Source organism: Amylibacter sp. IMCC11727 (assembly GCF_029854195.1).
In the GTDB taxonomy this organism is placed as follows: domain Bacteria; phylum Pseudomonadota; class Alphaproteobacteria; order Rhodobacterales; family Rhodobacteraceae; genus Amylibacter.
In genome coordinates this window covers 41,404-59,077 of record NZ_CP122960.1, presented here as the reverse complement: position 1 = coordinate 59,077, position 17,674 = coordinate 41,404, and the positions used below count along the sequence as shown (strand labels likewise).

Annotated in this window: 23 protein-coding genes; 15 read left to right on the top strand and 8 right to left on the bottom strand. The window is 53.7% G+C overall.

The window, feature by feature from the left end:
- Window positions 1-7: 7 nt before the first annotated feature.
- The 4 genes from QBD29_RS00385 (at window position 8) to QBD29_RS00370 (ending at window position 3,067) form a co-directional block, all read left to right on the top strand.
- Window positions 8-1,198 carry an ABC transporter ATP-binding protein gene (locus QBD29_RS00385; protein ID WP_280099371.1) on the top strand — a complete coding sequence of 397 codons (1,191 nt, stop codon included), beginning with the start codon at window positions 8-10 and terminating at the stop codon, window positions 1,196-1,198.
- Window positions 1,199-1,339: 141 nt separating this feature from the next.
- The gene (locus tag QBD29_RS00380) at window positions 1,340-2,089 is read left to right on the top strand and encodes a MauE/DoxX family redox-associated membrane protein (protein ID WP_280099370.1); all 750 of its coding nucleotides are present in this window, start codon (window positions 1,340-1,342) and stop codon (window positions 2,087-2,089) included.
- 205 nt (window positions 2,090-2,294) lie between these two features.
- Window positions 2,295-2,609 (top strand): cytochrome c, encoded by a 315-nt coding sequence (locus tag QBD29_RS00375; RefSeq protein WP_280100997.1) that lies wholly within the window; start codon window positions 2,295-2,297, stop codon window positions 2,607-2,609.
- 23 nt (window positions 2,610-2,632) lie between these two features.
- Window positions 2,633-3,067, top strand: a complete 435-nt coding sequence (locus tag QBD29_RS00370) for a cytochrome c (protein ID WP_280099369.1) — start codon at window positions 2,633-2,635, stop codon at window positions 3,065-3,067.
- 125 nt (window positions 3,068-3,192) lie between these two features.
- On the opposite strand, the gene QBD29_RS00365 is transcribed toward QBD29_RS00370, so the two are convergent.
- A protein-coding gene (locus QBD29_RS00365) for an IS3 family transposase (RefSeq protein ID WP_280098781.1) occupies window positions 3,193-4,544 on the bottom strand; the annotation gives its coding sequence in 2 pieces (ribosomal slippage) (window positions 3,193-4,208 and window positions 4,208-4,544; 1,353 coding nt in all).
- Between the two features lie 456 nt (window positions 4,545-5,000).
- Between QBD29_RS00365 and QBD29_RS00360 the strand changes: the two genes are divergently transcribed.
- Together QBD29_RS00360 and QBD29_RS00355 are read left to right on the top strand one after the other, a co-directional pair.
- Window positions 5,001-5,309, top strand: a complete 309-nt coding sequence (locus QBD29_RS00360; protein WP_280099368.1) for a DUF1778 domain-containing protein — start codon at window positions 5,001-5,003, stop codon at window positions 5,307-5,309.
- The gene (locus QBD29_RS00355) at window positions 5,302-5,826 is read left to right on the top strand and encodes a GNAT family N-acetyltransferase (protein ID WP_280099367.1); all 525 of its coding nucleotides are present in this window, start codon (window positions 5,302-5,304) and stop codon (window positions 5,824-5,826) included. The genes QBD29_RS00360 and QBD29_RS00355 overlap by 8 nt, the downstream gene beginning before the upstream one ends.
- Before the next feature lie 520 nt (window positions 5,827-6,346).
- On the opposite strand, the gene istB is transcribed toward QBD29_RS00355, so the two are convergent.
- The 3 genes from istB to QBD29_RS00340 all read right to left on the bottom strand — a co-directional run bounded on the left by istB (window position 6,347) and on the right by QBD29_RS00340 (window position 9,225).
- Window positions 6,347-7,105, bottom strand: a complete 759-nt coding sequence (istB, locus tag QBD29_RS00350; protein ID WP_280099366.1) for an IS21-like element helper ATPase IstB — start codon at window positions 7,103-7,105, stop codon at window positions 6,347-6,349.
- A complete protein-coding gene (gene istA, locus QBD29_RS00345; protein WP_280100939.1) occupies window positions 7,102-8,601 on the bottom strand; it encodes an IS21 family transposase in 1,500 nt (499 codons plus the stop codon). The genes istB and istA overlap by 4 nt, the downstream gene beginning before the upstream one ends.
- A gap of 210 nt (window positions 8,602-8,811) precedes the next feature.
- Window positions 8,812-9,225 carry a helix-turn-helix domain-containing protein gene (locus tag QBD29_RS00340; protein ID WP_025054180.1) on the bottom strand — a complete coding sequence of 138 codons (414 nt, stop codon included), beginning with the start codon at window positions 9,223-9,225 and terminating at the stop codon, window positions 8,812-8,814.
- A 266-nt stretch (window positions 9,226-9,491) separates the two neighbouring features.
- Between QBD29_RS00340 and merF the strand changes: the two genes are divergently transcribed.
- Together merF and QBD29_RS00330 are read left to right on the top strand one after the other, a co-directional pair.
- Window positions 9,492-9,860, top strand: coding sequence for a mercury resistance system transport protein MerF (merF, locus tag QBD29_RS17300; protein ID WP_306345465.1), 369 nt, complete (start codon window positions 9,492-9,494; stop codon window positions 9,858-9,860).
- A complete protein-coding gene (locus QBD29_RS00330) occupies window positions 9,836-10,060 on the top strand; it encodes a GDCCVxC domain-containing (seleno)protein (RefSeq protein ID WP_082626231.1) in 225 nt (74 codons plus the stop codon). The genes merF and QBD29_RS00330 overlap by 25 nt, the downstream gene beginning before the upstream one ends.
- A gap of 66 nt (window positions 10,061-10,126) precedes the next feature.
- On the opposite strand, the gene QBD29_RS00325 is transcribed toward QBD29_RS00330, so the two are convergent.
- From QBD29_RS00325 to QBD29_RS00310, 4 genes are all read right to left on the bottom strand, one after another.
- A complete protein-coding gene (locus QBD29_RS00325) occupies window positions 10,127-10,678 on the bottom strand; it encodes a methyltransferase (RefSeq protein ID WP_025054181.1) in 552 nt (183 codons plus the stop codon).
- Window positions 10,678-11,595: a cation diffusion facilitator family transporter gene (locus tag QBD29_RS00320; protein WP_025054182.1), complete on the bottom strand. Its 918-nt coding sequence runs from the start codon at window positions 11,593-11,595 to the stop codon at window positions 10,678-10,680. The genes QBD29_RS00325 and QBD29_RS00320 overlap by 1 nt, the downstream gene beginning before the upstream one ends.
- Entirely contained in the window at window positions 11,585-12,355 is a 771-nt protein-coding gene (locus QBD29_RS00315) for a transglutaminase family protein (protein WP_280099365.1), read from the bottom strand. Before QBD29_RS00315 ends, QBD29_RS00320 begins: the two co-directional genes overlap by 11 nt.
- Window positions 12,356-12,456: 101 nt before the next feature.
- Complete coding sequence (locus tag QBD29_RS00310; RefSeq protein WP_025054184.1) at window positions 12,457-12,885, bottom strand: helix-turn-helix domain-containing protein; 429 nt, start codon at window positions 12,883-12,885, stop codon at window positions 12,457-12,459.
- Window positions 12,886-13,057: 172 nt separating this feature from the next.
- Here QBD29_RS00310 and QBD29_RS00305 point away from each other — a divergent pair, with 172 nt between their 5' ends.
- The 7 genes from QBD29_RS00305 to QBD29_RS00275 all read left to right on the top strand — a co-directional run bounded on the left by QBD29_RS00305 (window position 13,058) and on the right by QBD29_RS00275 (window position 17,665).
- On the top strand, window positions 13,058-13,648 hold the full coding sequence (locus QBD29_RS00305; protein WP_037969025.1) for an SCO family protein: 591 nt from the start codon (window positions 13,058-13,060) through the stop codon (window positions 13,646-13,648).
- A 2-nt stretch (window positions 13,649-13,650) separates the two neighbouring features.
- Window positions 13,651-14,076, top strand: coding sequence for a disulfide bond formation protein B (locus tag QBD29_RS00300; RefSeq protein WP_025054186.1), 426 nt, complete (start codon window positions 13,651-13,653; stop codon window positions 14,074-14,076).
- Window positions 14,073-14,732, top strand: coding sequence for a thioredoxin domain-containing protein (locus QBD29_RS00295; RefSeq protein ID WP_025054187.1), 660 nt, complete (start codon window positions 14,073-14,075; stop codon window positions 14,730-14,732). The genes QBD29_RS00300 and QBD29_RS00295 overlap by 4 nt, the downstream gene beginning before the upstream one ends.
- A gap of 25 nt (window positions 14,733-14,757) precedes the next feature.
- Window positions 14,758-15,219 (top strand): copper chaperone PCu(A)C, encoded by a 462-nt coding sequence (locus QBD29_RS00290; protein ID WP_025054188.1) that lies wholly within the window; start codon window positions 14,758-14,760, stop codon window positions 15,217-15,219.
- Window positions 15,219-15,842, top strand: a complete 624-nt coding sequence (locus tag QBD29_RS00285; RefSeq protein ID WP_025054189.1) for an SCO family protein — start codon at window positions 15,219-15,221, stop codon at window positions 15,840-15,842. Before QBD29_RS00290 ends, QBD29_RS00285 begins: the two co-directional genes overlap by 1 nt.
- A gap of 254 nt (window positions 15,843-16,096) precedes the next feature.
- The gene (locus QBD29_RS00280) at window positions 16,097-17,212 is read left to right on the top strand and encodes a M23 family metallopeptidase (RefSeq protein ID WP_231725199.1); all 1,116 of its coding nucleotides are present in this window, start codon (window positions 16,097-16,099) and stop codon (window positions 17,210-17,212) included.
- Between the two features lie 3 nt (window positions 17,213-17,215).
- Window positions 17,216-17,665 (top strand): DUF411 domain-containing protein, encoded by a 450-nt coding sequence (locus QBD29_RS00275; protein WP_025054191.1) that lies wholly within the window; start codon window positions 17,216-17,218, stop codon window positions 17,663-17,665.
- Window positions 17,666-17,674: the final 9 nt, after the last annotated feature.

The following is a 17,674-nucleotide window of genomic DNA, read 5'->3' as shown; positions in this document are numbered from 1 at the left end:
TACGGCGATGTTGACCTCATATCACGATCTGATCCATTCGATCTCACACTTCCTTGGGCATCAATACAATGATGGCGCTCCAGAGTGGCTCCATCCCGTGTTGCATGTCGTAATGCTGTTTGCACCAATGTTGCTGATCTGCCTGATAGTAATCTGGTTAGTCCGGAGGTCATATGCAACTTTTCAAAAGTACGGATCAAGACCGAAGAAGGCACCAAAACCAACCGTTCCAGGCATGGACGCAAACCTCTTCCAATACATTTTACGATTTTCCAAGCGTCAGCAAATCGTGCTTGTATTCGCGAGTCTGATGGCGATGCCTATCTTGTATGTTACTCTCGAACTTCCAAAGCAAATCATCAACAACGCTTTAGACCCGCAAAAATTCCCTAAGACAGTATTATCTATGGAATTCACACAAATTGAACTTTTGGTCGCCTTATGTGGCTTGTACCTCTTGGCTATTTCGACAAACGGTCTTCACAAATACTGCTTGAATATTTTTAAAGGTCGGGTTGCCGAGCGGTTTTTGCGCCGATTGCGCCTTGTAATCTATCGACGGTGGCGAGCGTTACACCAAGATAACCAGACAACTGATATTATCCCAATTGTTGTGCAAGAGGTAGAACCCATTGGTGGATTTGCTTCCGATTTTCTCGCCCTTCCGATTTTTCAAGGCGGCACCATGGCAACCATAATTCTGTTCATGTTTGTACAGGAACCTGTCTTGGGGTTGGCCGCTTTAGCAATTCTGCCAATTCAATTGATCCTATTGCCAAGGCTTCAGCGTCGATTAAATGCGCTGACGCGGTTGCGAATTCACGAAGTGCGTATTTTAGGAGCTGAGCTTGGTAGCCAGACTGCGCATGTCCTGGATCAACGCAAGGCAATACACCGTATTTCGTCGCGATTAAAGCGCATTGAAACTGTACGGCAAGACATTCATCGAATGAAGTTTTTCATCAAAGTGCTCAACAACTTTCTAACAGCGCTCACTCCGTTTTTCTTTTATGCGCTCGGTGGCTACTTTGTCATTGAAGGTCGCATTACATTGGGCGCTCTCGTGGCGGTTCTTGCAGCCCATAAGGACTTCTCGGCACCTTTGAAAGAATTGTTCCGGTATTATCAATCTTTCGAAGACGTCAAAATCCGTTATGCCGAAGTCTCAAATTATTTGACTCGAGGTCGCCACGGATAAAGCCAAAACAAAAAAGTTTAATGGAAAAACCAAGATCCCTAGCGAATACTTCAACCACCTTGACCTTCCAGTAACTGGAAGGATTAAGTTTAACAAAGTTGGAATTTGACCCACAATCTTGCAAACGCAGAAAGTTAAAAAATGCCCGAAACCAGCACTGAAAAATCCGCTACGTTGTACAGAATGGTCATGACAGACCATATGTGCCCCTTCGGTTTGAAATCGAAAGACTTACTCGAAAGACAGGGGTATTCCGTCGACGACATTCATTTAACAAGCCGAGAAGCTGTCGATGAATTCAAGGCGATGCACAGCGTGAAGACAACACCGCAAACATTCATAGATGGTGAACGTGTCGGCGGGTTTGACGATCTTAGCGCATATTTTGGTAACGAAGTTAAATCCGAAGACGCAACAACGTATCAACCCGTTATTGCTCTCTTTTCTACTGCTGCCCTAATGGCTATCGCCATAACTTGGGTTTCTATGGGCACAGCATTTTCGGGCCGAACCATCGAGTGGTTTATCTCCGTTTCAATGGTTTTGCTGGGGCTTCAAAAATTGCAAGATGTGGAACGCTTTGCCACGATGTTCCTGAATTATGATTTACTTGCACAACGTTGGGTGCGCTATGGGTACATTTATCCTTTTGTTGAAACAGGAGCTGGTATTTTAATGATGGCGGGTGCGCTTACTTGGCTATCTGCACCAGCAGCTTTGGTGGTGGCAAGTATTGGAGCCGTCAGCGTTTTCAAAGCCGTTTATATTGATAAGCGAGAATTGAAATGCGCATGCGTCGGCGGAGACAGTAAAGTGCCACTGGGTTTTGTTTCTTTAACCGAAAACCTCATGATGATTGGCATGGCAATTTGGATGTTGTCCAAGCTGTAAACCCAATTTTTGAACGCCGTGTCGCCGAAACCCAGCACCTCGGTTGTTTTCAAACACCTGCAATAAGGAAAATACTGTTATGCACCCAAGAACCATTTTTGCTATTTCATTGGTTTCAATAATCGGAATTGCTGGGTTTTACTTAACCCGATCTGGAGAGGAAGCTGAAAATGCTGTCCTTGAACCTGATCAGGTAAATCTTGCAATGGTGGCTGTTAGCGTTCCATCTAAATTAACGCCAGGGGCAAGCGCCGGGAAAACTGCCTTCGATTTAAAGTGTGCAGTTTGCCATGGAAAAAATGGAGAGGGTCAAAATGGTGTTGCGCCACCTTTGATCCACAAAATTTACGAACCGAGCCATCACGGCGATGAATCTTTTCAAAGAGCCGTGAAAATTGGGGTTCGCTCCCACCATTGGAAATTTGGGGATATGGCTCCAATTGAAGGGCTAACGCGCGCAGATGTAAGTTCAATTATTGTGTATATTCGTGAGCTACAACGCGCCAACGGCATTAATTAGACCAGCAGATATTGGGGCCTTAAATGAAAATTATTGCAGCAGTTCTAACTGTTCTCTTGGCCGCTTCCAACAGTGCTCATGCGGATCATGAATTGATCGGCCGAAACATTTCTAAAGGAAAAGAGTTGTACAATGTTCATTGTGCCTCATGCCACGGAACGAACTTAGAAGGCCAACCCAACTGGCAAACCCCGAATGACGATGGCGTCTTGCCGGCACCACCTCACGACAGAACGGGCCACACTTGGCATCATGACAATCTACTGTTGTTTGAATACACCAAACTGGGAGGCCAAAAAGCGTTGGAACAGCGTGGATATCCCAACTTCAAAAGTGGCATGCAAGGGTTCGCAGGTACTGTGACCGACGATCAAATATGGGATGTATTAGCATACATACGTTCTACTTGGCCCAAGCAAGAGCAGATGATTCAATCAACGCAAAATCCCGCGCACTGAGACGGCATTTATTACTCTGACGTCTATGCTCAATTTCTCATCAAGGTAGAACTGTCCGTTGTCATATAAAGTGGGACATCAGAGCGGCTTGAGCATTGGAGGCTCTGGCTCGTTAGTGTGATTGATTATGCTGCTTGTTTCTGATGTTGCAAGCGACGTTGTTTGATTGTCTGTTTCTTGATCCTCTTCCTTTCTCTCAGAATGGCTTTGTCGCGGCCGAAGTAGACATCGGCGGGTGTGACGTTGTTCAGGCTCTCGTGGTATCGTCGGTTATTGTAATAGTCGACGAAGGCCTCGATCTGGCGCTCGAGATCGCCGGGCAGATAGTAGTTTTCTAACAGCACTCGGTTCTTCATCGTTTGATGCCATCGTTCGATTTTGCCTTGGGTCTGTGGATGGAACGGAGCACCACGGACATGATCCATATTTTGCCCTTCCAGCCATTCGGCCAGGTCGCCAGATATGTAACACGATCCGTTATCGCTGAGCAGGCGTGGTTTGTGCCGAACAACCGCTTGGTCACAGCCTGATGCTGTCAGAGCGCGCTCAATCGTCTCGGTCACATCACTGGCCCGCATGGTTGTACACAGTTTCCATGAGATGATGTAGCGGCTGTAATCATCCAAGATCGTAGACAGATAATACCACCCCCAACCAATGATTTTGAAGTAGGTGAAGTCTGTCTGCCACATCTGATTGATGGCGGTGGTTTTATCCGTGAACTCGTTGGCTGCTTTGATCACCACGTAGTCTGGTGCTGTGATCAGGTCGGCTTCCTTGAGAATGCGATAAGCTGATGATTCTGAGACAAAATACCGCTTTTCATCGGTGTATTTGACTGCCAGCTCGCGCGTGCTCAGCGCCTCGTGTTCCAGCGCAAACGCGATCAGGTCGTCACGACGATCATCGGGGATGCGGTTCCAAACGGATTTAGGGCATGGCGATTTGTCAGCCAGCCGGTCAAACCCGCCTTCGAGATATAAATCATACCAGCGATAGAATGTGGTGCGTGGAATGCCCAGCATGTCGAGGGTCTGCTTGGTTGGCAGATGTGATCCCTCGACGGTGCGGATGACCTCCAGCTTCTCAGACGCAGGGTATCTCATTCCTCGAACTCCCCAGCCCCTGTCATGCTTTTTTTGAGAAGCCGGTTCTCAAGCGTCAGATCGGCCACGCATTCCTTCAAGGCCATAGCTTCTGAGCGTAGTTCTTTCACTTCAGGGGATGTGGCCTGACGCGCCGTATCGCCAGATAGACGGCGTTTGCCTGCTTCAAGGAATTCTTTCGACCAGCTGTAATACAGGCTCTCCGCGATGCCCTCCCGACGGCACAACGCTGAGATGCTTTCTTCTCCACGCATCCCTGCCAGCACAATGCGGATCTTCTCCTCCGCCGAATAGGTTTGACGTGTCTTGCGGCGGATGTTCTTTACCAATTTATCTGCAGACGCTTTGCTGCTTCCGGATTTCTTGTTCATCTTCACTCCATGAAGGTTACGATGAACCAGAAATCCTCCGTTGTTCAATTCCTCAAATCTGTCCCAAAGGCCCTGACGTCAGACAGTCACATGGGAAGCGCAGAAGGATGCTTTGGAAAAGCTGGTCTGTGCTGCGCATAGCCGAAGGAAACATCCTATTCCCGATACGGTCTCAGGAACGGCGTTTGTACCGATTTCAATGCGCACTACCAGAGCGCAAAATGGGTGAAGATAGGGGGCAATTCTGCCTAAACTTGCAAAGCCATAAAAATAAGAGAAAAAGCGGTGAAGGAAGATGGCAAGAAATAGGGGTGATTACTTCATATGGATTTCCGCCGCAAAATAGGCGAAAATCTCCACCTCTAGGCGCTGTAAATCCCTCCTTAACTCACCGCACGCATTGATCTTGACTTGTACGTACATTGTACATTATCTTGACGCAGTAAGGAGATCGCCATGATTCAGGTTCAGGACACCACATCGGCCCTGCGTGAGCCGAAGTCACATCGCAAGGATTTGCGCCTCAAACCATCCGTTTTGGATACGATTGAACGCGCCTCATTGGCTGTTGGGATGGATGCCAGCACCTTTATCACATCGGTCGCTTATCGTGCCGCGCAGGACATCGAAGCCGCGCAGCACAGGAGCGTCTTGCCCACTAAAGCGTTCGATGCTTTTGCGGACGCCATCGACCAACCCGCCCAGCCGAGTGCTGCACTGACCGATCTGTTCACTAAACGACGTGAGCTGATCGCAGATGACTAAACCAAAATTCCGGGTTGAGCGGTTCGACAAGGCCTCGCATGATCGCGGGGCTTTTTCTTGTGGTGTTACAGGGATGGACCGCTGGTTCAAGGAAAGCATCACCGATCAGATCAAGGCCAACCGCCTGCGGGTCTGGTGCGCTTTGGACGCGGAGGGGCGCGTAGTTGGCTTCTACGGCCTGTCAGCCCATTCGGTGGAGGCAGAGGCGTCACCGGCCCTTTCCAGGCGCCGAGAGCGCCACCCGATACCGGCGGTTTACCTGGCTGCGCTGGCAACAGACCTGTCCGTTCAGGGTGAGGGTTTAGGTGGGGCTCTGATGGCCGATGCTTTGGCAAAGGCGCTGGAGGTGTCCGAAACCATCGGCGCGGCGGCAGTGATACTGGATGTGTTTGAAGACGAACGCTTTGAGCAACGCATGGCGTTTTATACAAAGCTCGGATTTCGCCCGTTGAATCCATCGGAAAATCCGAAGCGGCTGTTTTTGCCGATTGAAGCAGTGCTCGAGAACCCCATTTGATCGAATACAACGTGGATCGGAAACAAACATCCGGACCCAATTTCGGGTGTTTCCACCTAAGCGACTCAAAGCCGAAGACGTACCCTGAGAGCTAACTGCAAATGTTGGAGTGGTCAGAAGGTTTGTAGGGAGGATCAGAAATTCGTCCTGCGGCAATCCGCACATGTCTGCGATTTCCTTGAAGGGTGCGCATGCGGAGAAATCAGTCATTCGCGCGCCCGGGATAGATGACTGCTTTGCGGACCTAGCCGACCTTGCGTAATTTTGAATCGACGGCCGGTTTCGGTGCATCGCGACACCCGCCGATGAAGTCGGTTTGAGATTGATCCGGTGTATGCATCGCGTCAAACTAGCAAGAGCTGTCAAGGGCGGAGCAAAACTGGGCCAGTAGGGCGGCGTAAAAGTGAGCCATTCGGGGTGTAGTGAGAGGGCTGGGATTGGGCGTGCGCCCGGGAACCAGCGGCTCGTCACAAAGCAAGCGGGTTCCCGAGCGCATTGCCCCGTCAGGGGCAATTTCTTTTCAGGATTTTTTGGTGGTTTTCCGGCTCTGTGCGAGGCGGTAGCTTTCGCCATTCATCTCCAGGATGGAGACATGGTGGGTCAGTCTGTCGAGTAGCGCGCCGGTGAGGCGTTCTGAGCCGAAGGTCTCGGTCCATTCCTCAAAGGGCAGATTGCTGGTGATCAGGGTCGAGGATCGCTCATAGCGCTGCGAGATCAGCTCGAAGAGCAGTTCCGCGCCGGTTTTGCTGAGGGGCACGAAGCCCAGTTCGTCGATGATCAGCAGCTTTGGGGCCAACATCTGTTTTTGCAGACGCAGGAGGCGTTTCTCGTCGCGTGCTTCGATCAGTTCGTGCACGAGCGCGGCGGCGGTGATGAAGCGCACGGGCAATCCCTTTTGGCAGGCCGCCAGTCCAAGACCGAGGGCGACATGGGTTTTGCCCGTACCAGAGGGTCCCAGAGCAATGACATTCTCCCGGCGCTCGATCCAGCCGCAGCGGGCCAGGTCCAGCACCTGCACCTTGTTGAGAGCCGGGATTGCCTTGAAGTCGAAGCTGTCCAGGTTCTTCGGCGCGGGGAACTTTGCGGCTTTGATCCGGCGCTCCACCATGCGCCGCTCGCGGTCGATCAGTTCCTGTTCGATCAGGCGGAGCAAGAACTGGATATGATCCAACCCTTCGGCAGCGCATTGGCGAGCCACCTTCTCATACTCACGCAAAATGGTGGGCAGCTTGAGCTTCTTGAGGTGATGGCCCAGCAGGATATCGGGGGTATCGTTCATACCGCGCCCTCCGACAGGAGCGCCATGTAGCTGGACGGCTTGGTCGTCGAGACCTCCGCTCTCGGAAGATAGGGGTAGAGCGACAGATCAAGCCGGGCGGGTCGGCGCTCGACCTGACACAGTGCAAGATGTTTGATCGCATCAAAGGCTATGGCCCGCTTTTGCAACGCCACGCGTACCGCCGCGCACAGAACCGGAAGCTCAAAGCTTTCCAAGAGCCGCAGAACCTGAACAAACTCCCGCCGTCCCTGCCGGGCTTGGCGCGCTTCCATCAGGCGGCGCAGGGTTTGCAGTTCCTCTGGCATCTCCCAATTGGCCAGGGGCGCAGCTTGATCCAGCGCGCCGGGCTTGCGCTCCAACAGGGCAAAATAATGCACCGGGTTGAAGACCATTTGCTCGCGTTCATAGCAACGAGGATGGCGCGCGATGATCGCGCCGCCACAGCCGATCTCAACCACATCCACAAAGGCCCGGATCGTCACATCCCGGAAGCCGTAGGTGCTGGGCACCGAGTAGTCATTCGTCTTATAGCGCACCAGGGATTGTGAACTCACGCGACCGGTGGCCTTGGCACAGGCCTCATAGGGTGCGGATGGCAAGGACCGCATTGCCGCAAGGTCGCGTTGCAGCCGTTCGTCAATGGTCTCCGTGTGCCCATGCAGGATGGCCGACTGCCGCTTGCGGCATTGCTCTTCCAGCCACACGTTGAAGCTCTCGATGTCAGGGAACTCCGGCAGCGGCACCATCATGTTGCGCCGCGACCAGCCAACCAGGCCTTCCACATTCCCCTTGTCATTGCCCTTGCCCGGACGGCCGTAACGGTCGTCAAACAGGTAATGCGACAGCATCTCGGTGAACATCTGTGTCCGGCGACGGCGGCCATCCGCCTCGATCTTCGCAACCAGGCAGCTGTCATTGTCGTAAACCACCGACAGCGGCACCGCGCCGAAGAACGCAAAGGCATGAACGTGTCCGTCCATCCAAGCCTCCGACGTGGCCGCAGGATAGGCCCGGATGTAGCAGGCATCGCTATGGGGCAGATCAAAGGCAAAGAAGTGCAGCTTCTGCTCGACCCCGCCGATCACCGCAACCGCTTCGCCAAAATCAGCTTGACCATGACCCGGCGGGTGCGACAGCGGAATGAACATCTCACGCGAGACACGGCGGTGCGCGCGAACGTAGTCCTTCACCGTCGTATACCCGCCCGTGAACCCTTCTTCTTCGCGAAGACGCTCATGGATCCGCTTCACCGTATGGCGCTGCTTCTTCGGGCGATCCAGATCTTCAAGAAGCCACTGATCGATCTTGTCGGTGAAACCGTCAAGCTTGGGGCGCCGAATATCCTGAACGCGCTGATAGCCCGGCGGCACAGGATAGGCGCACATCTTCCTCACTGTGCCACGCGCCAAACCAAAATCCCGAGCAATCGAGCGCTGACTGCGCCCCTCATCAAAATGCGCGCGGCGCACCTGCAAATAGACTTCCACGGTGTAAATCCTCCAGCCCTCCCTGCTCAGACAGTTCAGGCAAAAAGTGGACGACTTTTTCGCCGCCCGCACCGCCACTTTGGCGGCGCTACCGTGGTCCAATATTGCGCCGCCCTTTACAAAGAGCAGCCGTTCGAGCAAATTTTAGCGAAATTCACCTTCAGATGATTGAGTTGCAGGACAGAGTTGCGGTTTGCGAAGCAAAAACTTACGGCTGCATTACTCGCGTAGCCCGTCGCCAAAACCATCCTTCATCAGAGCGTCCAGCATTGGACAGGCTGCGGTTCCATCGTCGCAATTCTTGGAAAGGCTCAAGAGCGCTTCTCTGAGGCGAGTGAGGTTCTCTATCTTCGCGTTTATTTCACCCAAATGGTCCTCAGCCATGGTCTTCGCTTCACCACAGGATCGGCCCTTTTGTGCAGTGAGCGATAGAAAAGTCTGTATGATTGAGATCGGGAAGCCCAAATCGCGACAGCGGCGCACGAACCTGAGTTTGGCAATCTCAGCGGACGAGTACAGCCGACGTCCACCTGCTGATCGCCCCGGCTTCGGAACAATCCCCTCTCGTTCATAGTAGCGGATCGTTTCGATGTTCACGCCGCTTTGTTCCGACGCTTTGCCGATGGTGAACATTTTGCTTGCTCCTGTAGTCACTACAGGAAGTAGAAAAGCAAAATGGATTTGAATGCAAATCAACAACCGGTGGCGAACTCTGGCGTTGCTTCCAGGCTTGTGATGCCCTTCGCAGCACTTCTGGCGCTGTTTTCGGCGTCGTGCTGTGTTTTGCCTATCGGCCTTTCGATACTGGGCCTAGGTGGTTCATGGCTCACCATGCTTGGGCCATTCGTCGCTTACCGGGACTTCATTCTTGTCGGAGTCGCGATTGCCCTCGTTTGGGCATGGTATCGGGTGCTTCGGCGCAGGCCATGTGCAACGCGCAGGCGGTCCACAATCGTCTGGACTACAGTCGCGTCCATCGCCTTTCTGGTCGCGCTATCTTCGCCCATGTGGGAAGCATCCGCACAGCGTTTTATGTGGGATTTGTGGAGATCGACACAATGAAGAACAAACTATTGGCCCTAGGAGTGGGTGGCACGATCTTGGCCGCGCTCTGTTGCTTCACACCGTTACTGCCGGTCGTACTGACAGCGCTTGGCCTGACGGGCTTACTTGGCGTTGTTTACAACGATGCCGTTTTGCTGCCGATATTGGCAGGATTTCTAATTCTGACGGGGTACGCGCTATGGCGACAGAAGAAACAAAAGTAGTGCTGCAATCTACTCTCACCTGTCCAAATTGCGGACACGTCGAAACTGAGACTATGCCGACAGATGCTTGCCAATGGTTCTATGAATGCAAGTCATGTCAGTCAGTCTTGAAACCGCTCGAGGGGGATTGCTGCGTCTATTGTTCTTGCGCAACTGTTCCATGTCCGCCGATTCAAGAAGGTAAGTCCTGCTGCGCCTAGGGGCGATTCAGGCCTCGCGCAGCTGAAGGGTCAACGAACCTTCGAAAAGCCTCTTAGCGAGGCGGCTCAGATAAAACGACGGGTTGACGCCATATACTCTTCAAAATCAGACCCGTATTGCTTCTTGAGCCACGGTTCTTCCGCGAATGGCGCAGCTACCAAAACCAAGATCGAAGCCGTTCCAATAATGAGCGTTGATGGTGCTGCAGAAAGTATCATCCATCCACCAACAATCGCGATATCGGCCAAGTACTGAGGATTGCGAGAGTAACGATACATGCCAGCGGTCCTCAGCGTACCTTTCGCGCCGCCCGTTTGCGGAACCCCGAAATGAGCGACTTCAGACCAGACGACAACATTGCCGAACACAATGAGCGGTATCCCGACCCCGAAACGCAGCCAGGTGGGAAACGCCAGATCACCCCAGCCCAAGATGCCAAGCATGATCAGAATGCCAAACAACGAAAACGTTGGCACCCAGACCAGAATTGGTGTGATCGACGTGTAGCGCTTGGGCGGCCAGATACGACGCTCGGGGAAAGCGATTGACCAAAGGATCGAAGCAAGTGTCAGCGCAGCAATTCCCAGACCTAAGTAAATCAAGATGACTTCTATCATTATCTGGTCTCCTCATGCCCATAGAGCTGCGCTCCATCGTGTGCATTCCCCAGATCCTCCAATTCGAGAGTGGAGTGCCGGATGCCGAACTCTTCGGCGAGGCGCGCTTTCACTGCCGCTTTGATCCCTTCGCCGAATGCGCCATCAGCGGTCACGACATGGCAATCTAGCGCCGCCTCATTCTCTTGCATCTGCCACAGATGAACATGGTGGACATCATGCACACCATCGACGTCGCTGATTGCAGCAACAACGGCATCATTGTCGATGTTGGGTGGGCTTCCGAGCATCAGGATACGAATAGGGCCACCGATTTCGGTAACTGCAAGGTAGAGGATGTAGAGCGCGATGCCGATCGTGATCGCCGGATCGACCCACCACATGTTATAGAGCAGGATGAGCGAGCCGCCGATAATTACGGCAACAGAAGCCAGTGCGTCAGACAGGTTATGCAGGAAGAGCGCCCGAATGTTGACGCTGCCCTTTTGCATCGAATAGGTCAGCAGCGCTGTCAACGTGTCCACGACCAGCGCCACCGAACCAAGGATCACTACTGTCCAACCGGCCACTTCGGTCGGTTCGATCAAACGCATTCCGCCTTCGTAGATGAGATAGAAGCCAACGAGGATGAGGGTGGTGTAGTTGATCAAGGCAGCCACAACTTCGATCCGGCCATAGCCGAATGTCATGCGCTCGTCCGCAGGGCGTCTTGCGATTTTCCGAGCTGCAAAAGCGATCACCAAGGATGCCATGTCCGAGAAATTGTGGAGCGCATCTGCAATAAGCGCGAGGCTGCCCGACAAGATCCCGCCGACGATCTGCGCGACCGTCAGAAGCGCGTTGGCCCAGATCGCGATAGAGACACGGCGGTCGCCAGAAGCGGGATCAATATGCGCGTGACCGTGATCATGAGGCATGACGGGACTCCTCGTGCTTATGATTGGGCAACGCCAAGCCAGGTATTTGCGGCACGTTACCGGACCTGATCCGCCGCACGCGGGTATTCATCCAATGGCGTATGATATGGCGATACAATATGCCCTTTACGAAGCTAAACGACTGCTGATGAGCGGCGTAGAACTCGTCGGGTGCGTCGAAAGTGCCAAAGTCCTGAGCGATGCCTGTCTCCTGGATGTAGGTATCGCCCCCTGTCCATTCTACCGGCGGAGCCTGCAGACAATCGGTTCCCGCCCCATAACCGCAGAGGCTGGGTGAATCGGTAAATGCGGATTGGAGCGCCAATAGAAACTCTGCATCCAGAATGAACCCTTCGAGGTTCGCCCAACCCATCTCGGTCTCCACCTCAACCCATGAGTGGACGATCTCATTGGGGGCAAGAGGATAAACGAGCTCTGGTACAACGCCCCGTTGCAGTTCTTTGTGGATCGTGAACCCGTGAAGGCGACACCGCACACCTACCGCGCGCAACAAGGCCATAAGTAACGTGCCCTTGGTATTGCACTGACCAAAACCGTCATCGAGGACGTCGGCCGCCGGGATATCGTCTGCGCGGTTGTACCCAAAGGCAATTTCATTGCGGACAAAATCGTAGACGGCGCCGATCCGTTCATGTTGGGAAAGGGCTTTCCACCCTCGGTCCTCGATCAGTTGTGTAATCGACGGGTGGTTGAAGTTTAGGATTGGGGTTGCTGCCAACAGCCGATCACCAGCGCTCATTTTTATCTCCTCGAATCGCCTTTGAGATAGATGTAATTGCTACAGTGACTTTAGGTTCAAGTGTTCTCTTCGTTTTAGTAGCTTGAGAGCCGTGGAAACGGTTAAGCCCCTATTTCATTGTGATCGGTCAGGCACTCAGAATGATCGCGCAAAACCTCGAGAACCTTGCAGTCCGCTGTATTGCCTCCGCTGCATTCGTGGATCATGCGCTTTAATTCTGTGCGCAGCGCTTTCAGCCGATCCATTTTTAGTTCTACCTGCTTGAGTTGCCGCCGGGCGATGGAATCCGCCTCATGGCAAGAGCGGTCGGGATTATCACTGAGATCGAGAAGCTCGCGGATCGCTTCAAGGGGAAACCCCAACTGGCGTGCGTGCCGGATAAAGGACAAGCGGTCAACTTCCGCATCCCCGTAGCGCCGCTGCCCGCCTTCGGTGCGACCTGGTTCGGGCATCAGGCCGATCTGTTCGTAATACCGGACAGTCTGAACTTTTGTTCCGGTCTTCTTTCCCAAACTTCCAATTGTCAGCATGTGACCTCCATATCTATAGCGTTGGTAGCTATAGCTATTGGCATCCGCAAGCCAGCACCCTAATCACAGATCCGTGACACGCCGCCGCAATGCCGAAAAACAACTTGAACCTCTAGCAACTAGAACATTTAGACCGCTTTAAAAATGGGCGGAATCGGGCGCAATACAACCAATGAAATTTTCTACGTTACAAAAAATGCTTTGGGGACTTACCGCGATCGTGGTTGTTGGGTCCATTTTTTTGCAGTTTTCTATCAGAGAAGAACAGCGCGCTGATGCGCCCGCGTTCCAAGCTGACTTCGAACTGACCGATCACCGAGGCATAGTGCAGACGGACGAAGACTTCGCAGGGCGCTGGTTGCTCGTCTTCTTCGGCTTTGCGAATTGCCCCGATGTGTGCCCCACGACCTTGGCAGAGGTTGCCGCTGTCATGGATGCGCTCGGCTCCGATGCCGCCAAAGTCCAGCCGCTCTTTATCTCGATTGACCCCGAACGTGATACGCCCGAAAAACTGGCAGAGTTCGTTCCGGCTTTCGAGGCAGATATAGTAGGCCTCACCGGCACGGCCGATCAGATCAAGCGAACATCGGAAACCTTCCGCGTGTACTTTGAGAAGATCGAGGAAGCCGCTTCGCCCAATGGATACACGATGGGACATTCCTCCCAGCTGTTCCTATTTGATCCCCAAGGCGGATATGTCGGGGCTTGGACATATGGCACATCAGCTGAAGAGATTGTTTCCGATCTAAGGGCGAGGATGTAGATATGAGCCGAGTGATGGCAAAAGATTCGGCTCTTGCCGCCGCCTGGATCGTGGCTTTGGGGAGTTCCTTAGCAGTGCTCTATATTGGTGAGGTTCTGGGTCAGGCACCTTGCAATCTGTGCTGGTTTCAGCGCGCTTTCATGTTCCCCTTAGTAATCGTTCTTGGCCTCGGTCTCTGGTGGGAGGATCATCGGGTCGGCCGCTACGGCGTTGCGCTCGCCATTGGCGGGGCCGCCATCGCGCTTTGGCATCTTGGACTTTACACAGGCATCCTTCCGGAACCCATCAAACCCTGCACCGAGACTGGCCCGTCTTGTACCGGCGATAACCAGTTATTCCTTGGCGTCCCAATTCCGCTCTTGGCGCTCATAGCCTTCGCTCTGATCGCACTCTTTTCGTTAATCTCCCTGAAGGAGCCCCGCACGTGAAAAGTAAATCAATCGTTCTAGTCGCATTAGCTGCAGGTCTCGCAATATTTGCGGCCGCTGCCTGGAATCAATCCCGCACTGCACCAGTTGCCGTGGTCGAACCGCTTCAATCCGAGCAAACAGAGGCGCTGATGCGTCCCTATTCTCCCATCATGGGACCCGAGGACGCCCCCGTCACAATCGTGGAATTTTTCGATCCCGCCTGCGAAGCCTGCCGCGCTTTCTATCCGATCATAAAGGACATCATGGCTGAGCACGGCGATCAGGTTCGCGTCGTTCTTCGATACACCCCGTTTCATGGCCCGGCGTCAGAAGAGGCGATCAGGGTAATGGAAGCGGCACGCATGCAGGGTGTCTTTATCCCGGTCAAAGAAGCGATCCTAGAACAACAGCCACGCTGGGCGTCGCACGGTGAACCTGCGCCGGGTTTGCTCCTTAGTATTGCGGAACAGGCTGGCCTTGACGTTGAAGCGGCCCAAGACCAAATGAGGGCGCCGCAAACTGTTGCAATCCTTAATCAGGACCGCGCAGACGTTGAAACGATGGAGATCCGTGGCACCCCCACTTTCTTTGTAAACGGCAAACCTCTTGATCCCTTCGGCGCCGACGAGTTGCGCGCCCTCGTTGCTGCGGAAGTCGCTGCGCATGAATCCTGAACAATTGGCTATTAGGAACAAACCCATGAAATCAACTGCCTACATCGCCATCGCATTCAGCCTCTTAATTGGGTTGCCCGCCTCTGCTGTGGCGGATTCCGGCGACATTGTAGTCGAAGACGCATGGGCCCGCGCTTCTATCGGCACCAACCGCCCAGGCGCAGCTTACATGATCCTGCGCAACACGGGTTCTGACCCGGTGACATTGGTCGGGCTGGAAACCCCATTGGCCATGATGCCGGACATCCACGAAACCACGACTGATTTAAATGGTGTCAGTTCCATGGGCCCTGTCGGTGAAATCACCATTCTTCCGGGCGAAAGTGTTTCGCTGGAACCGGGCGGCATGCATGCCATGTTGATGCGCTTGCAAACCAAGATGGTCGAAGGGGAGACCTTTCCGCTGACACTGAACTTTGCTGATGGCGGGACGCTGAACGTTGATGTGCCTATTCTTGGCATTGCCGCCCGCGGGCCGGAGGGCTGATGAACCGGCGCACGCTCCTTACTTTTGGCGCAGCCGTGAGCGGCGTTGTTGCGCTAACGCTGTTCATCGGCTGGTGGCAGGTTGATGGGCCGGGTGCGCCTGAGCCGGTGGCTCAGCGACCTTTGCCGCTTACCCAAATGGAATTCCAGATGACCAACCAGGACGGGGCAACCGTTGGACCTGCGTCACTTATCGGTAATCCATCAATGGTGTTTTTCGGCTTCACATATTGCCCTGATGTGTGCCCCACCACATTGTCGGACATCTCTGGTTGGCTCGACGATCTTGGCGATGAGGTTGCGGACCTGAATGTCGTATTCATCACGGTAGACCCAGAACGCGATACCGTGGACGCCATGGCCGACTATATCAGCTATTTTCACCCTGCCATCCAAGGCTGGAGCGGAACGCTGGATACGACGGCACGGGCAGCGGCGGGCTTCCGCGCACGATATGAAAAAGTCGCCACGGAGGGCGGCGACTATGCAATGAACCATACGGCAAGCGTCTTTCTCTTTGATGCTGAGGGGCAGTTTTCCGGCACGATAGATTACCATGAACAACGGGAATTCGCGGTGCCAAAAATCCGCCGCGTCCTGACAATGGAAGAAGAAACATCATGAAGTTGAGGTATCCTGCCTTTGGTGTCTTAGGCGCTACTTTAGTCCTAACGCTAATCTTGGCATCCCAGACCAACTGGGGAACGTCCCGGGCACCCGATGCAATTGCTGTGGCGTCGAATTGGCAGCCCGTTCCCTTGCGACAGCCATCTATGTCGCTGCAAACGGAGGCACCCTCCTGGAGCACGATTGCGGCAGCTGACAAAGTCATTTGGTCCTCAGAACCGCCGGAGCCCCTAGCTTACGACAGAGCATTTTTGGAAACGGCCTCGCCAGTGGTATCCTGGTCGGGCACCTTGTCCTCGGGTGAAACCTTAGATGCATTGCTGTCTGCGGCGGGCCTTTCTGCTGGTGATCGCGCCGAAGTAGCTCTGGCCATGGCGGCAGAATATGACCTGCGCAAGCTTAGACCCGGATATGGCATCGAGATTGAAACTTCCGTTTCCGGATCGCTGAGACGAGCCGTATTGTCTGTTGACGAAGGCGTCCAAATCGAAGCGGTTTTCACAGATGAGACCGCCACTCGGAGAATACTGCCTGAGCCTGATTTGGTGCTGCGGGCGGCAGATACGACGGTGCAAAACTCGATTTCGGCAACTCTTGCATCGGCAGATGTTCCCGCTCGGTTTGCCGTAGACTTGGCTGAGATGTTGGGGGGGACTGTAGACTTCCGGCGTGATTTGAAAGGCGACGAACCGTTGCAATTGATGTGGCGTGAAGCCAGGCTCAGCGACCAAATTATCGGACAACCTCACCTGTCCTTCGCTGCGCTGACCATCGACGAAACCCGTTATGAGATCGTGTGGCCGGACGACAACTCTGGAAACGCGACAATTTTTGTCGATGGAGAAGTGTTGCGCGTGTTCGCGCAGCCTGTGAAGGGAGCGCGGTTGAGTTCGGTGTATGGCAACCGCAGACATCCGGTGTATGGAGATGTGCGCATGCATACAGGGGTCGATTTTGCAGCTCCGCATGGGACGCCCGTTTATGCCACCGCACCTGGAACTATCTCCTTTGTTGGCCGACGCGGCGGCTATGGACGCGTGGTCGAGATCGCGCATGGCTCGGACACTATGACCCGCTATGCCCATCTGAGTTTCGTGCCCGACGGTCTTTCGGTCGGAGATAGGGTTACAGCGGGTGAGGCTATCGGTCGCGTTGGCGCGACAGGAACTGCGACGGGTCCAAATCTGCATTATGAAGTGCGGGTGGATGGCCGACCCACAGATCCAATGTCGGAAGAACGGCTTGCCGAAGCGGCAAACGCAGAAGGAACCAATCCAGACATTGTAGCACGTCTTCATGAGAGCCGGGCCCAGTTTACTGGATTACTTGATTCGGATGTCGCTCAAACGATGTCGGAAAGGCTTTAGATAATGAAAAAACTCTCACTCTCCGCCTTGCTCACGCTCGCATTGGCTGGGCAATCGATTGCCCAAACGACCCCAATTGAAGTCGTTAAGACGAATGGTTGCGGTTGCTGCCTAGCGTGGATGAAACACCTCGAAGAAAACGGCTTCGAACCCACAGGTGAAGATATGTTTGCGGGCCTTTTTGTACGCTTCAAACTCGATAATGGCGTTCCGCAAAGAATGGTGTCCTGTCACACGGGTCTGGTAGAGGGCTACGTGATCGAGGGCCACGTGCCAGCAGATGATATTCGCAGGTTACTCAGCGAAAGGCCGGACGCAATAGGCCTCGCGGTGCCGGACATGCCACTTGGCTCACCTGGTATGGATCAGAGCCGCTGGCGTGAGGCCTACGACGTGTTTCTCATCAACAACGACGGGTCGACAGAAGTCTTCTCAAGCTATTCTGGCGATTGAAGCCATTTG